This window comes from Ancylobacter gelatini (assembly GCF_022601675.1).
GTDB lineage: Bacteria > Pseudomonadota > Alphaproteobacteria > Rhizobiales > Xanthobacteraceae > Ancylobacter > Ancylobacter gelatini.
In genome coordinates, this window is sequence record NZ_JAKVIL010000008.1 from 22,412 (window position 1) to 37,284 (window position 14,873).

A 14,873-nucleotide genomic window follows, 5' to 3' on the forward strand; every position below is an offset into this window, starting at 1 on the left:
CCGCTGGATGAGCGACGCGGGCCGAATGGTGAAGGTAGACCGCCCGGTTTGTTACTGAGGCGGCCGACCAACGGGATTCGACAGGTTTGATGAAATAGGCTCGCGGCATCCCCCACTCCCCCAAGCCCCACGCGAGCTTATCGTGCCCCGGCTCCTTTCCCCCAAGGGAGCCGGGGCTTTTTTATGCCTTGGGGCTGCGTCGCCTTCCGATGAACACCAGACAACGCCGCGTTCAGCCTGCGAGCGGGCGCGGCGTGGCATGTTCAGGACGTTCCGGTTCGCCGGACCCTCTGGAGAGCGCAGCCGGTTTTCGCCGACCTCGTGCTGCGCACCCCGGCCCTGTCCGCAGGGCCGGGGCCTTCCATTGCGCCAGCGCGATCAATGTCATCACCGCTGTGAATTGGCGCCGGGCCCAGCGAGAGCGCATCATCGCCCGGCTCACCGCCGATCCGCAGGATTTCCCATATGGTCGTTTCTCCCGCCTCGCCCGCCCCGGTGTCGCTTCTCTCGCGCTACCGGGATCTCGCCGCCTATAATCGATGGGCGAACGCTCGGCTGCTGGACGCCTGCGCCCGGGTCTCCCGCGCGGAGTATCGCGAGGAACGCGGCGCCTTCTTCGGCTCCATCCACGGCACGCTCAACCATCTGCTGGCGGCGGACCGGATATGGATGGCGCGCTTCACGGGAGAGGGGCCGACCGCCGGCCGTCTCGACGCGATCATCTGCGAGGAACTGGAGCAACTCGGGCGTGAGCGTGCGCGCGAGGACGAGCGGATCGTCGGCTATGTCGGGAGGCTGACTGCAGCGGACCTCGCCACGGAGCTGAGCTACACCAATTCGAGCGGCGCGCGCTTCGCGCAGCCGCTGGCCTCTACCCTCGACCATTTCTTCAATCACCAGACCCATCATCGTGGGCAGGCTCACACGCTGCTGACCCAATTTCTCGGCAATGCCGGGGGCCCTTCGCTCGACCTCATCTATTTCCAGCGCGAGACCGGCACGGGCGGCGCGCGGACCGGCTGAGCGCGCGATCCCCCACCCCCTTGCCCCCGCCGGCACGACCGTGCAAAAGGCGGGCGTGATCACTCTCCACGACATATCGCTGCGCGTTGCCGGGCGCCTGCTGATCGACCACGCCACGGTGGCGATCCCCGAGGGCGCGCGGGTCGGCCTGGTCGGGCGCAACGGCACCGGCAAGACCACGCTGTTTCGCGCCATCACCGGGGATCTGGCGCTGGAGAGCGGCGATATCCGCATTCCCAGCGGTGCGCGCATCGGACAGGTGGCGCAGGAAGCGCCCGCCGGCCCCGAGCGGCTGATCGACGTGGTGCTCGCCGCCGACACGGAGCGCGCGGCATTGCTCACCGAGCGCGACATCACCCAGGATCCGGCACGCATCGCCGAGATCGAACTCCGCCTCGTCGACATAGACGCACATGCCGCGCCCGCGCGGGCGGCGCGCATCCTCGCCGGGCTCGGCTTCGACGACGCCGCACAGCAAAGGCCCTGCTCGGAATTTTCCGGGGGCTGGCGCATGCGCGTTGCGCTGGCGGCGATCTTGTTCGCCGAACCCGACCTGCTGCTGCTCGACGAGCCGACCAATTATCTCGACCTCGAAGGCACGCTTTGGTTGCAGGATTATCTCGCGCGCTATCCGCGCACCGTGCTGATCGTCAGCCATGACCGTGAACTGTTGAACGAATCGGTCTCCTACATTCTGCATCTCGACCGGGCCAAGTTGTCATTGTGGCGGGGCGGTTATGATTCCTTCGAGCGCCAGCGCGCCGAGAAGCAGGTGCTCGATGCCAAGATGCGCGCCAAGCAGGACGCGCGGCGCAAACATATGGAATCGTTCGTCGAACGGTTTCGTGCCAAGGCGTCCAAGGCCCGGCAGGCGCAGTCGCGGCTGAAGGCGCTGGCGCGCATGGCACCGATCAGCGAGGAGGTTGGGGAGAGTGCCGCGGCGATTTCGATCCGCCACCCGACGCGCATCCCCTCCCCGCCGATTCTGACGCTGGATCGCGTGTCCGCCGGCTACGATCCCGGCAAGCCGGTGCTGCGCAACCTGACATTGCGCATCGACCACGACGACCGCATCGCGCTGCTCGGGCCGAATGGCAACGGCAAATCGACCTTCGCCAAGATGATATCCGGCCGGTTGCCGGCGCTGGGTGGCGACATGGTGAAGGCGGCGGGATTGGAAATTGCCTATCTCGCCCAGCATCAACTCGACGAACTGGTGGCTGAGGAGACGGTGTACGACCATGTACGCCGGCTGATGCCGGAGGCGCCGGAGGCCAAGGTACGCTCGCGAGCGGCCGAAATGGGCTTTTCCGGCGGCACCGCCAATACCAGGATTGCCGCGCTTTCGGGTGGCGAAAAGGCCCGGCTGCTACTCGGCCTCGCCGCGTTCAACGGGCCGCACCTGCTCATTCTCGATGAGCCGACCAATCATCTCGACATCGCCTCGCGGCAGGCGCTGGTCGAAGCGATCAATGATTTTCCCGGCGCGGTGATCCTGGTCAGCCATGACCGCGCACTGCTCGATGCCTGCGCCGAACGCTTGTGGCTGGTGGCGAACGGGACGGTGCGCCCCTATGAGGGCGATCTCGACGAATATCGCACGCTGGTGGTCGGGCGTTCGGCCTCCTCGCAGCGCGGCGAAACATCGTCCCGTGCGGGCGAGCGGCGCAGCGCCGCCGAGAAGCGGGCGGAAACCGCGCCGCTGCGCAAGAAGATCAAGGATGCCGAGGCCGCGATCAATCGCCTCGAAAAGCTTCTTGAAACTCTGGACGCCAAGCTCGCCGACCAGTCGATTTATCTGCGCGACCCTGCCAGCGCACAGCGCCTGGCGCGCGAGCGCAGCGAGGCCGCCGCCGCTCTTGAAGCCACGGAAGAAAGCTGGCTGCAGCTTTCGTCGGAACTCGACGCCGCCAGCGCCTAGGCCCCGCATTCTGGATAGGCCATCGCGCAGGAGGCCGCGTGTCGGGCGGCAGAGGCACGTCCCTGCCATTGATGGCGTGACATGAAAACCGTCGCGCCCCCGGCCCTTCCATCTCCTCATTCCCTTCGCTCATGCGGGCCCGCACCCACCGGCCTCGAAACGCCGTGAACCGGATCATGCTGTTCAACGACCGCAGGGGTCAGACGGAGCAGGGCTTCAGGTGAAGAGGCGCCGCAAAAGCAAAAAGCCCCGGCACAAGGCCGGGGCTTTCCGTAGAACCAATCTCTTGGAAGAGATCAGAAGGAGCGACGAACCGACAGGATGACCTGGTTGTTGTCGGTCGAGCTGGTGGCGTTGCCGAGCTCGTCGATAACCGGGCTGTCGTACTGGGTCTCGCCGTAGGTGTACTGAGCGACGAACAGCAGGTTCTTGACCGGGCTCCAGTTCAGGCTGGCGCCGACGGTGAAGAGGTTGTAGCTCGGGGTCGCCAGACCAGCGTAGCTGACCGGAACTTCGGCTTCGCCGTAGTTACCGAACACGACGCCGTAGAAGTTGGACGAGAAGTAGTGGGTGAATTCACCCGCGATCGTCCAGGCTTCCGAAGCCTCAAACTCGCCGGTGAGCGGGTTGAGGTACAGGTCGACCAGCGAGTAGTCGCCGAGGGTCGAGTAACCACCGAGGATACCGGTGTACTCGGCAGCGCCCTTGCCGTAGGTGCCTTCGATGTACAGCGTGTCGCCATCGCCGAAGGACGGCAGGTTGAACTTCACGCCGCCGAGGACGGCCCAACCCACGTTGTCCTTGACTTCGAAGCCGGTCAGGTCGCTGTCAAGCGCCTTGACCATGCCCGACACCTGGAAACCGCCCCACTCGCCTTCGTAGTTGATGTTGGCGATGAAGGCCGGAATGTCGGTCTCGGTGTAGAGGCCGCCGAAGTCGGTGCCGTTCGAACGCTGGGTGTCGTCTTCGATCGAGAAGGTGGCCGTGAAGCCATTGCCGAAGTCAGCGGTGTAAGCCGCGACGATCGCGTTCTCGTCCGAGGTGATTTCGACCGAGTCGATACCCCAGATGTTGTTGTCGGCGTAGTAGTCGAAGAACGACTGGACCTTACCGAAGGTGAAACCAGCGAACTGGATGTAACCCTTATCGAGCGCGGGAGTGGTGCTCTCGCCGAAGTTGCCCGAGTAGTCATCGCCGTAGGTCATGCGATATTCGATGTACGAACGCAGGGTGCCGTATTCGGTCTGCGTACGAGCGTCGAGGCGGATCGCGCCACGAGCGAGGAAGTAGGTGTCGTCGTAGAACGACTCATCCGTGCCCGAGTAATCCTGGTAGTTGTAGTCGGTCTGCACGAAGCCACCGACCTTGAGGCAGGTATCCGAGCCGGGGATGTAGTAGAAGCCCGCGCCGTAGGTGGAGCAGATCTTCACGTATTCCGCAGCCTTCGCCTTCACAGGCAGATCGGCCGCCGCAGCAGTCCCGACCATAGCAAGCCCGGCAACAGAACCGAGCAGCACATTCTTAATGACCGTCTTCACTTCATTCTCCCCCAAATTGGATCAATGTTGGGTTTTCGGTTGTCAGGACCCACCGCAACCGCGGCATCCGTTGATGATATTGTTGGAAACGGTTCCGATGCGCAAAGGCAAAGTGGCCGTTTGAGGCCTCTCCAAGGCATTACGCGGCGAAGTGTTGCCATCCAGACACAATTTCGAAAGCCGGAGCACTTCGCGGGCATCGACGGTAATATTGGAAAAAACACTAGGTAAATCAAAGATTAATGCCGTCGCGCGCGACTCGGTCATCCGGCAAATATGGCGGGGCGAGCCGCATTGCCGCCCCTTTCTCCGGCCTGTGGGCTCAGCGCCGCTGCCAGCGGCCCTCGGCCGTTTGCTGCCAATAGGCGACCTCGTGGCCAGCCGCCTTCGCGGCACGCCATTGCGCCCGCGCATGGTCGATCTGGGCGGGTTCCTCGCCTTGAAACATATGAATCACGCGCGTGTAGGCGCTCGCGTCGGGAATCGCGGCCTCGTCGAGGAGGAAGCGCACCACGGCACCATTGGGATTCGATTCGCTGGTGGTCAGGAGAATCGGCTGACGGGCCGATTCCGGCTGGCGATCAGTGCCGTGCGGGAGGAACGAGGCCTCGTCATAGGTCCAGAGCGCCTGATCGAGCGCCTCGACCCGCTCCTGCGAGGAGGCCTGCACCACGCAGCGCCAGCCGCGCTCCAGGCATTTCTCCAGAAGCTGGGGCAGCGCCGCCTCCAGGGGACGGCCCTGCAGATGATAGAAGAACACCTCGGACATGGCGGCCCCCATAAAGGAAGAAGGCCGGAACCCGGTTCCGGCCTTCGCGCTTCGTTTCTCAGGCTTCGTAGTCCCGCGCCACCAGATCGTCGAGCAGGCGAACGCCCCAGCCGGCGCCCCAGCTCTTGTTGAACTCATTGGCGGGCGAGGACATGGCGGTGCCCGCGATGTCGAGATGCGCCCACGGCACGTCACCGACGAATCGCTGCAGGAACTGCGCGGCGGTGATCGAGCCGCCGAATCGGCCGCCGGTGTTCTTCATGTCGGCGAAGCGCGAATCGATCAGCTTGTCGTAGTCGGAAGAGAGCGGCAGGCGCCACACCTTCTCGCCGGTGTTCTGTCCCGCGGCGAACAGCCGGCCGGCCAGCGTGTCGTCATTGGAGAACAGGCCGGCATGCTCGGTGCCGAGCGCGACCATGATCGCGCCGGTGAGCGTCGCGAGGTCGACCATGAATTGCGGCTTGAACCGCTCCTTGGCGTACCAGAGCACGTCACCGAGCACGAGGCGGCCCTCGGCGTCGGTGTTGATGATCTCGATGGTCTGGCCGGACATGGAGGTCACGATATCGCCCGGGCGCTGAGCCTTGCCATCGGGCATGTTCTCCACGAGGCCGATCAGGCCGACCGCGTTGACCTTGGCCTTGCGGCTGGCCAGCGCATGCATCAGGCCGACCACGCAGGCCGCGCCCGCCATGTCGCCCTTCATGTCCTCCATGCCGGCCGCCCCCTTGATGGAAATGCCGCCGGTATCGAACACCACGCCCTTGCCGACGAAGGCGACCGGGGCAACGCCCTCCTTGCCGCCGTTCCAGCGCATAACCACGACCCGGCTCTCCTCGGCCGACCCCTGGCCGACGCCGAGCAGCGCACCCATGCCGAGCTTCTTGAGGTCCTTCTCTCCGAGCACCTCGACATCGACGCCCACCTTGGCGAGGTCGCCCGCGCGCTTGGCAAATTCGGTCGGGGTCAGCACGTTGGCCGGCTCATTGACCAGATCGCGGGCGATCACGATGCCCTCGCCCGCCCCTTCGCGCTTCTTCCACGCGCGCTTCGCCGCCGCATCATCCGCAACATAAAGCGTGGCTTTGAGTTTGGCTGTCGCCTCCTCGGGCTTCTTCTTTGTCTTGTAGCGATCGAAAGCATAGGCGCGCAGGCGCAGGCCCAGCGCAATCTCGGCGGCAGCCTCGGGCGGCACGTCGAGGCCGGGAAGGTCGAGAACGAGGCTCACCTCCTTCGCCGATGACGGCAGTCGGCCCATGATGGCGCCACCGAGCTTCAGCCAATCCAGCGCCTTCATCTCGGCGGCCTTTCCGGCACCGACGACGAGGACGCGCGAGGCGCCGATGCCGGGCGGGGAGATGAGGTCGAGCGCGCTGCCGCTCTTGCCCTCGAAGCGGTCGGCCCCCGCAGCCCTGACGAACAGATCGCCCGCGGGCGCGAGCACCGCATCGCCGGACGGCGCCAGCGCGGGAACGCCGCCCGCCACCTCGACGGCCAGCAGGACCACCACGCCTTCAGGGGCCGCCGGCAATTTGGCGAAACTGATCTTCACATTCTCGGGCATGCTCTCGCACCTTGGTTGGCGTCGGTTTTCCCTGCCTTCTTAACCGATGCCATGGCGCGCGACGAGTGCCGCATACCGCTGCGCCGCAGCATTTGAGCCGGGTATGATTTGCACGCGGCGCCCGGCCCGCTTATTCATCTGCATCGAAGATGATGATCGAGGGCCGAGGGGCGGTCGCTCTGCGACGCTTGTTGAGGAAGACCGCCTGATGACCCGGCTCGACCGCTATGTGTTTCGTTCGGCGGCTTTCGCCTTCGTCGGTGTGCTCGGCGTGCTTGCCGGCATGATCTGGGTGACTCAGGCGCTGCGCCAGCTCGACATCATGACCACGCAGGGCCAGACCATCCTCGCCTTCGTCTTCATCACCAGCCTGGCTTTGCCCGCTCTGGTGCTGGCGCTGGCGCCCGCCGCCCTGTTCATGGCCGTGGCGCACACGCTGTTCCGCATGAACAGCGATTCGGAAATCGTGGTGGCGAGTGCCGCCGGCATCTCGACCTGGCGCTTCCTGCGGCCGCTGATCATCCTCGCCGTGCTCGTCGCTGCCGGCTGCACCGCCCTGTCGATGGAGATGGTGCCGGCCGCGATGCGGCAGTTCAGATATGAGATCACGCGCGTGCGCGCGGATCTGGTGGCTTTCATCGCCCAGCCCGGGCGCTTCACGATGCTGGCGCCCGGCATGGTGTTCAACGTGCGCGAGCGCAACTCCAACGGCGTTCTCGGCGGCATCTTCATCAATGATGCGCGCGAGCCCGATCAGGTGAACACCTATCTCGCCGATCGCGGGCAGGTCGTCGACACGGAGACCGGCACCTTCCTCATTCTGGAAGAGGGCGCGATCCACCGCCGCACGCCCGGCAAGCCCGACACCAACATCGTCGAGTTCGAGCGTTATGCCTTCGACCTGTCGCCCTTCACGTCGAGCAGCGACATGGCGGTGTACCGCGCCCCGGAACGCTCGTTCCGCGAATTGCTGGCGCGCTCGCCGGACGATCCGGCCTATCAGAAGGACCCGGGCCGGTTCACCGAAGAGATCCATCGACGGCTCTCGCTGCCGCTCTATGTGCTGGCCTTCTTCGGCATAGCGGTTGCCGCGCTGGCGGAGCCGCGCACCACACGCGAGGGCCGCGGCCTCGCGCTGGCCGCCACGGCGCCGTGGGTGATCATGCTGCAGGTCATGAGCTTCGGCCTCATCAACCAGGTGCGCAACAATGCCGATCTGGTGCCACTGGTCTATCTGGTGCCCATACTGGTGATCATCGGCAGCATCCTGTCGCTCACCGGGCGATTCAAGCCGCGCATGCCGCGGGCGATGCGTCGCTACATCGACAACCTGGCGCAGCGCGTCGTTCGCGAGACGGTCAATTGAGCGGGCGTGACCAGCAGCACCGCGCAAGCGAGGTCCGGCTGTGATCGGACGCACGCTCGCCATCTATTTCGGCCGCCGCTTCCTCAACTCCGTGCTGGGGATTTTCCTCGGCTGCGCCTTCCTGATCATGCTGGTCGACTTCCTGGAGATGTCGCGGCGCGTGGGCGAGCGCGATATCGACACGCTCACCCTGATGCTGGTGATCGTCTACCGCGCCCCGTTCTTCACGGAGCAATTGCTCCCCTTCGCCGTGCTGTTCGGCTCCATCGGCACGTTTCTGACCCTGTCACGGCGTCTTGAACTGGTGGTGGCACGTGCGGCGGGCATTTCCGCATGGCAGTTCATTTCGCCAGCCTGCTTTCTGGCGGTGCTGCTCGGCGTGCTGTCCACCACGGTCTACAATCCGATCTCGGCGGACTTCAAGGAACGCGCGAATCGGATCGAGGCAGAGATTTTCAACCGCCAGAGCGGCCTGTTTTCCTCAACGGGAAGCGGGTTCTGGATTCGCCAGCAGAGCGTCGACGGCGAGGCGATCATCGAGGCGGCCGCCAAGAGCGACGGTGGGCGAGAGCTTTCCGGCGTCAACGTTTTCGTGTTCGGGCACGATGGAAAGCTGCTGGAGCGCATCGAGTCGCGTAGCGCGACGCTCGAATCCGGTTCATGGCGGCTAAGCGACGCGCGCGTCTTAACTCCTGGAATAGGGTTGATGAGCTACCATACGTACATGGTCGCCACGAATCTCACCCCCCACCAGGTCCAGGACACGCTGCAGAGCGAGTCCGTCTCCTTCTGGGATCTTCCACAGGCTGTGGATGCCGCCGAACGCGTCGGTTTCGGCGCGGAACGCTACCGGCTGCAGTACCAGAGCCTGTTGGCCCGCCCCATGCTGCTGCTGGCGATGGTGCTCATCGCGGCGTCGGTGAGCCTGCGCGTGTTTCGCTTCGGCGGTATCGGCCAGACGATTCTGGGTGGCGTGGCCGCCGGGTTTCTGCTTTATGTGTCGACCAAGCTCGCCGAAGACCTCGGTGAGGCCGGGATCGTGAATCCCATTATCGCAGCGTGGTTTCCAGCAGTCGTTGGGGCATTGATGGGTGTTCTCATCCTGCTTCACCGGGAGGACGGATGAAGGTCGGCAGCGTATACGCCGGCCAGGCGGGCTCAAAGGTTCACCAGCGTTCGCGCCGGCGGAATCAGCTCGCTTGTTGGCTGTTCTTAACGGTGTTTTCGGGCACGCTGGGCGTTCTGGTTCCAGCGCAGGAGGTGTCTGCCCAAGAGGGTGGCGCGCCGGTGATTGCGCGTGAGCTTCTGGGCGATCGTCAGGTCGACCCAAACGCCAAGATGCTCGTGACCGCCGATGAGCTGGTCTATGACTACACGCGCAACGAGGTCATCGCCGACGGCAATGTCCAGATCTACTATGACGGGTCCGTCCTTGAGGCGAGCCGCGTCGTTTATGATCGCAACAACAACCGGCTGAAGGCCGAGGGCGGCGTCCGGCTGAAGGACAAGGACGGGCAGGTCATCTCGGCCGAGAGCCTCGATCTGTCGCAGCAGTTCACCGACGGCTTCGTCAATTCGCTGCGCATCGACACCGTCGACAACATGCATTTCGCCGCCGCCCGGGCCGACCGCTCGAATGGTGACACCACGGTTCTGACCAGCGGCGCCTACACGCCTTGCGAACCCTGTAAGACAAACCCGGAAAAGCCGCCGCTCTGGCAGGTCAAGGCCGCCAAGATCATCCATAAAGAAAAAGAGCAGATGATCTATTTCGAGGACGCGCGCCTCGAATTCCTTGGCGTGCCGATCGCCTGGGCGCCCTACATGTCCGCGCCCGATCCGACCGTGAAGCGCAAGTCCGGCTTCCTGGCCCCGAAGTTCATCAACAATTCGGAAATCGGCTACGGCGCCACGATCCCCTATTTCTGGAACATCGCGCCCAATATGGACGTGACGTTCTCGCCGCTGTTCGTCTCCAAGCAGGGCGTCATGCTCGACGCCGAATTCCGTCAGCGTCTGGAGACCGGCACCTGGCGCATCCGCGCCGCGGGTATCGACCAGCTCGACAAGGACGCGTTCGAGGGCCAGCCGGGCTATCGCGACCAGCGCGGCATGATCGAGACCCACGGCCAGTTCAATATCAACGAGCACTGGTACTGGGGCTGGGACGGCTGGCTGACGTCGGACGAGACCTTCCTCGACGACTACGACCTGATCAACGACACGGTCAAGGAAGTCACCTCGCAGATCTACCTCGTCGGACAGGGCGACCGCAGTTACTTCGACCTGCGCGCCCAGTACTTCACCGGCCTGACGTCCTATGACGACCAGGAGCAGCTCCCGGTCATCCACCCGGTGCTCGACTACAGCAAAACCCTCGGCGACTCGATTTTCGGCGGCGAGTTCAATTACGCCTTCAACCTGACCAGCCTGACACGTGATCAGGCGGACCTTCGCGCCACGTCGCAGGAATATGTTCCGGCCGTGATCACCGAAGGCCCGATGAACCAGTGCGATCTGGCGGCGATCAGTGCGGATTCGGCGGCACAGCAGCGTCAGGACTGCCTGATGCGCGGCATGGCCGGCTCCTACACCCGCCTGTCGGGCGAGGCGACCTGGCGCCGCAGCCTGATCGACAATGTCGGTCAGGTGTGGACCCCCTTCGTCAATCTGCGCGTCGACGTCGCGTCGGTGCAGCCGGAATCTCAGGATTATCCGTGGCTGCCCAGCGGCGATGCGCAGCTGATCCGGGCCATGCCGGCGGTCGGCCTTGAATATCGTTACCCGTTCATCGCCGTGCACTCCTGGGGCACGCAGACCATCGAGCCGATCGCGCAGATCATCGCCCGTCCGAACGAGACCGATATCGGCAAGTTCCCGAACGAAGACGCGCAGAGCCTGATCTTTGACGACACCAACCTGTTCGAGATCAGCAAATATTCGGGTTACGACCGTGTGGAAGGCGGCGGCCGCGCCAATGTCGGCATCCAGTACACGGCCAACCTGAACAGTGGTGGCATTGTCAACGCGCTGTTCGGTCAGTCGTACCATCTGTTCGGCAAGAACTCGTATGATTACGTCGACATGGCCAATACAGGTGCCGAATCCGGCCTTCAGGACGACGCCTCCGACTATGTCGCCCGGGCGATGTTCGCGCCGACTTCCAACTTCGCGGTGATCAACCGCTTCCGCTTCGACAATGACGACTGGACGGTCGAGCGCTACGAGCTGGAGGCGCGAACCCAGGTTTCGGCGCTGTCGCTCAGCGCGATCTACGGGCTCTACGCCGCGCAGCCGGAACTCGGCTATTACGAGAACCGCGAGGGCATCCTCGGCCGCGCCGCCTATACGATCAACCAGAACTGGAGCGTCCAGGCCGCGGCGCGCTACAATCTGCACGAGGATGAAGTCGACTACACGCTGTTCGGCATTTCCTATGCCGACGAGTGCTTCGGCCTGACACTCAGCTACAAGTCCGACTACACCGAGAGCGGCAATCGCGAACGAGTTGATACGGTTCTATTGACGTTCAACCTGCGCACGCTCGGTGGTGCCGGCTTCTCGACCGAGGTCGGCTCCGGCGAGGACTGACGGCACCCCCGGCGCGCCGGCGCATGTTTGGTCGCATTGACGCCACAAGCGCCAAGCAGAACGGCCCGACGGTTGAGACAGCACAAACGCAGCCGCCGGAGGCGGCGGCGACAAGGGGAGCAGAGGCACGAATGCACAGCAGGAGCACATCCCGCTTTCACCACCGCCGGAATTATGCGGGGGGTCTGGGGCGCTCGCTGGCTCTTGCCCTCTTGATGGCTGGCACCGCGACGCTCGCCGCGAGCTATCCGGTCCCGGCGGCGGCACAGCAGATTCTGGTCATGGTGCAGGGCGACCCGATCACCAGTTTCGACGTCGCCCAGCGCATCAAGCTCGCCCAGCTCACCGAGCGGCGCACGCTCAGCCAGAAGCAGGCGCTCGACGAACTGATCGACGAGCGGCTCAAGATCTTCACCGCGCAGCGCTACGGTATCACCGCAGACACCGAGGAAGTGGACAAGCTGTTCACCAACATGGCGAGCCGCTCCGGCCGCACGCCCGAACAACTCACCCAGGCCTTGGGGCAGAACGGTATCGACGCGCGCATCCTCAAGAACAAGATGCGCGCCGATTTCGTCTGGAACAATTACGTGCGCGGGCGTTTCTCGTCAGCAACGACGGTGCGCGATTCCGACATCTTCCAGGCGCTGGAAGACAAGGGCGAAGACACGGTGAAGGCGCAACGCACCACCGAATACACCATTCGGCAGATTGTCCTCGTGATTTCGCGCACGGATTCCGATTCCACGCGCGGCCAGCGCATGGCGGAGGCCAATAACCTCCGCAAGGCATTCACCGATTGCGAGAGCGGCATCGCTGCCGCGCGCCAGCTCCGGGAAACGGTGGTGCGCGAACCGGTGCTGCGCACTTCGGCGGAAATGTCCGCGCCGCTCCGCAAGCTGATGGACGATACACCGATCGGCCAGACCACCCCGCCGGAAATCACCCAGGTCGGCGTCGAACTGGTCGCGATCTGCGCCAAGCGGGAGATTGTCGGCGAGAGCGCCAAGAAGCGCGAGGTGCGCAACGAACTGCAGAGCAAACAGTTCGAGAGCCTGTCGCGTCGCCTGCTCGACGAGGCCCGCAAGGCCGCCATGATCCAGCATCGCTGAGAACCCCATGATCTCCTCGCGTGCGCCTGTCCTCGCGCTTTCGCTCGGCGAGCCGGCCGGCATCGGTCCCGACATCGCGCTCATGGCATGGGCCCGCCGCGTGGAAGCCGAACTGCCGGCCTTCTTCGTTACCGGCGACGAGCACTGCCTGCGTGAGCGCGCGCGGCTTCTGGGCCTGTCGGTCGACATTCGCGGCACCGTCCCGGCACAGGCCGCCGAAACCTTTGCGACCGCCCTCCCCGTGGTGGCGGCCGGGCCACGCGCCACCGCAGCTCCGGGCGCGCCGGACGCCACCAGCGGACCGGCCGCGCGTGCGGCGATCGATGCTGCGGTGCGCCTCACCCAGTCGGGGGAGGCCGCCGCCGTGGTCACCAATCCGATTTCCAAGGCGGTGCTCTATTCCACCGGCTTCAATTTCCCCGGGCACACCGAATATCTGGCGCATCTGGCCGGCGATCCGGCGCCGCGTCCGGTCATGATGATCTGGTCGCCGGAGCTCGCGGTAATTCCGGCGACGATCCATATTCCCGTTGCCGATATTTCCCGCGCGTTGACGCAGGAGTTGCTGGTCGAAACCGGCCGCATCGCCGCCCACGATCTTGTCCATCGTTTCGGCCTTGCACGCCCGCGCCTGGCTTTTTGCGGGCTGAACCCGCATGCCGGCGAACAGGGTACGATCGGTCGGGAGGACGAGGAGATTACCCGGCCCGCTGTGGAGGCGCTGCGCCGCGAGGGCATCGACGCGCGCGGCCCGTTCCCGGCGGACACGCTGTTCCACGCGGCGGCGCGGCCGAATTACGACGTGGTTATCGGCGCCTATCACGATCAGGTCCTCGCCCCGGTGAAGACGCTCGCCTTCGACCGGGCGGTGAATGTGACGCTGGGGCTGCCCTTCGTGCGCACCTCGCCGGATCACGGCACCGCCTTCGATATCGCCGGCACCGGCCGCGCCGATCCTGCCAGCCTGATCGAGGCGCTGCGCCTTGCCCGGCGGCTGTCGGATCGCGACCGCGCCGGCCACGACAAAGCCGCCTGATGGGCGCGATCGACGACCTGCCTCCGCTGCGCGAGGTCATTCGCGAGCACGGGCTTTCCGCGCTGAAATCGCTCGGCCAGAATTTCCTGCTGGACCTCAACCTTACCTCGCGCATCGCGCGCACCGCCGGGCGGCTGGACGGGGTGACGGTGGTGGAAGTCGGCCCCGGGCCGGGCGGGCTCACGCGCGCGATCCTCGCGCTCGGGCCGCACAAGCTGATCGCCATCGAGCGCGACCGGCGCTGCATCGCGGCGCTGGAACAGGTGGCCGCGCATTATCCCGGCACGCTCGACATCGTCGAGGGCGATGCGCTGGAGACGGACTTCGCCACGCTGGTGCCAGACGGCACGCCGGCCGCGATCATCGCCAACCTGCCCTACAACATCGCGACGCCGCTGCTGGTCGGCTGGCTCTCCAACGACCCTTGGCCGCCCTGGTACAAGAGCCTGACGCTGATGTTCCAGCGCGAGGTCGCCGAGCGCATCGTCGCCGCGCCCGGCGAGGATCATTACGGTCGCCTCGCCGTGCTCACCGGCTGGCGCGCCACGGCGCATATCGCCTTCGACGTCGCGCCATCCGCTTTCGTGCCGCCGCCAAAGGTGACGTCCTCGGTCGTGCATATCGTCCCGCGCGCGACGCCCCTGCCCTGCCCGCTCGCCGCGTTGGAGCGGGTGACGGAGGCGGCGTTCGGCCAGCGCCGCAAGATGCTGCGCCAGAGCCTGAAGAGCCTGGGTACCGATCCGCTGCCGCTGCTGGAAGCCGCCGGCATCGAGCCGACCGAGCGCGCCGAACGCGTGCCGGTGGAAGGTTTCGTCGCGCTGGCCAATGCATGGATCGCCGCGCGGGGCGGGTGAGCGATCCGCCTCCCGGACGTCATCCCCAAGCGCGATCCAGAGGATCATTTACGCCGGCACCGGCCACGATAACCGCGTCAGGCCCGGCGGTGTGACGAG

General features: G+C 65.1%; 11 protein-coding genes. 8 read left to right on the forward strand and 3 right to left on the reverse strand.

Going from position 1 to position 14,873, the window contains the following annotated elements; all coding sequences use genetic code 11:
- Nucleotides 1–465 precede the first annotated feature (465 nt).
- Both MKI84_RS14470 and MKI84_RS14475 read left to right on the forward strand, forming a co-directional pair.
- Nucleotides 466–1,023 (forward strand): DinB family protein, encoded by a 558-nt coding sequence (locus MKI84_RS14470; RefSeq protein WP_241620603.1) that lies wholly within the window; start codon nt 466–468, stop codon nt 1,021–1,023.
- A 55-nt stretch (nt 1,024–1,078) separates the two neighbouring features.
- Nucleotides 1,079–2,944, forward strand: coding sequence for an ATP-binding cassette domain-containing protein (locus MKI84_RS14475; RefSeq protein WP_241620605.1), 1,866 nt, complete (start codon nt 1,079–1,081; stop codon nt 2,942–2,944).
- A 296-nt stretch (nt 2,945–3,240) separates the two neighbouring features.
- Here the strand turns inward: MKI84_RS14475 and MKI84_RS14480 are convergent, their stop codons facing one another.
- From MKI84_RS14480 to MKI84_RS14490, 3 genes are all read right to left on the reverse strand, one after another.
- Nucleotides 3,241–4,482, reverse strand: coding sequence for a porin (locus MKI84_RS14480; protein ID WP_241620607.1), 1,242 nt, complete (start codon nt 4,480–4,482; stop codon nt 3,241–3,243).
- 322 nt (nt 4,483–4,804) lie between these two features.
- Nucleotides 4,805–5,251 (reverse strand): DNA polymerase III subunit chi, encoded by a 447-nt coding sequence (locus MKI84_RS14485; RefSeq protein ID WP_241620608.1) that lies wholly within the window; start codon nt 5,249–5,251, stop codon nt 4,805–4,807.
- A gap of 58 nt (nt 5,252–5,309) precedes the next feature.
- Entirely contained in the window at nt 5,310–6,815 is a 1,506-nt protein-coding gene (locus MKI84_RS14490) for a leucyl aminopeptidase (protein WP_241620610.1), read from the reverse strand.
- A 208-nt stretch (nt 6,816–7,023) separates the two neighbouring features.
- Here MKI84_RS14490 and lptF point away from each other — a divergent pair, with 208 nt between their 5' ends.
- From lptF to rsmA, 6 genes are all read left to right on the forward strand, one after another.
- Nucleotides 7,024–8,181, forward strand: coding sequence for an LPS export ABC transporter permease LptF (lptF, locus tag MKI84_RS14495; RefSeq protein WP_241620613.1), 1,158 nt, complete (start codon nt 7,024–7,026; stop codon nt 8,179–8,181).
- 40 nt (nt 8,182–8,221) lie between these two features.
- On the forward strand, nt 8,222–9,307 hold the full coding sequence (lptG, locus tag MKI84_RS14500; protein WP_241620615.1) for an LPS export ABC transporter permease LptG: 1,086 nt from the start codon (nt 8,222–8,224) through the stop codon (nt 9,305–9,307).
- Between the two features lie 161 nt (nt 9,308–9,468).
- Nucleotides 9,469–11,772 (forward strand): LPS-assembly protein LptD, encoded by a 2,304-nt coding sequence (locus MKI84_RS14505; RefSeq protein WP_241620617.1) that lies wholly within the window; start codon nt 9,469–9,471, stop codon nt 11,770–11,772.
- Between the two features lie 215 nt (nt 11,773–11,987).
- Nucleotides 11,988–12,884, forward strand: coding sequence for a SurA N-terminal domain-containing protein (locus tag MKI84_RS14510; RefSeq protein WP_241620619.1), 897 nt, complete (start codon nt 11,988–11,990; stop codon nt 12,882–12,884).
- A gap of 10 nt (nt 12,885–12,894) precedes the next feature.
- A complete protein-coding gene (pdxA, locus tag MKI84_RS14515; protein WP_425353848.1) occupies nt 12,895–13,920 on the forward strand; it encodes a 4-hydroxythreonine-4-phosphate dehydrogenase PdxA in 1,026 nt (341 codons plus the stop codon).
- Nucleotides 13,920–14,774: a 16S rRNA (adenine(1518)-N(6)/adenine(1519)-N(6))-dimethyltransferase RsmA gene (gene rsmA, locus MKI84_RS14520; protein ID WP_241620621.1), complete on the forward strand. Its 855-nt coding sequence runs from the start codon at nt 13,920–13,922 to the stop codon at nt 14,772–14,774. Before pdxA ends, rsmA begins: the two co-directional genes overlap by 1 nt.
- Nucleotides 14,775–14,873 lie beyond the last annotated feature (99 nt).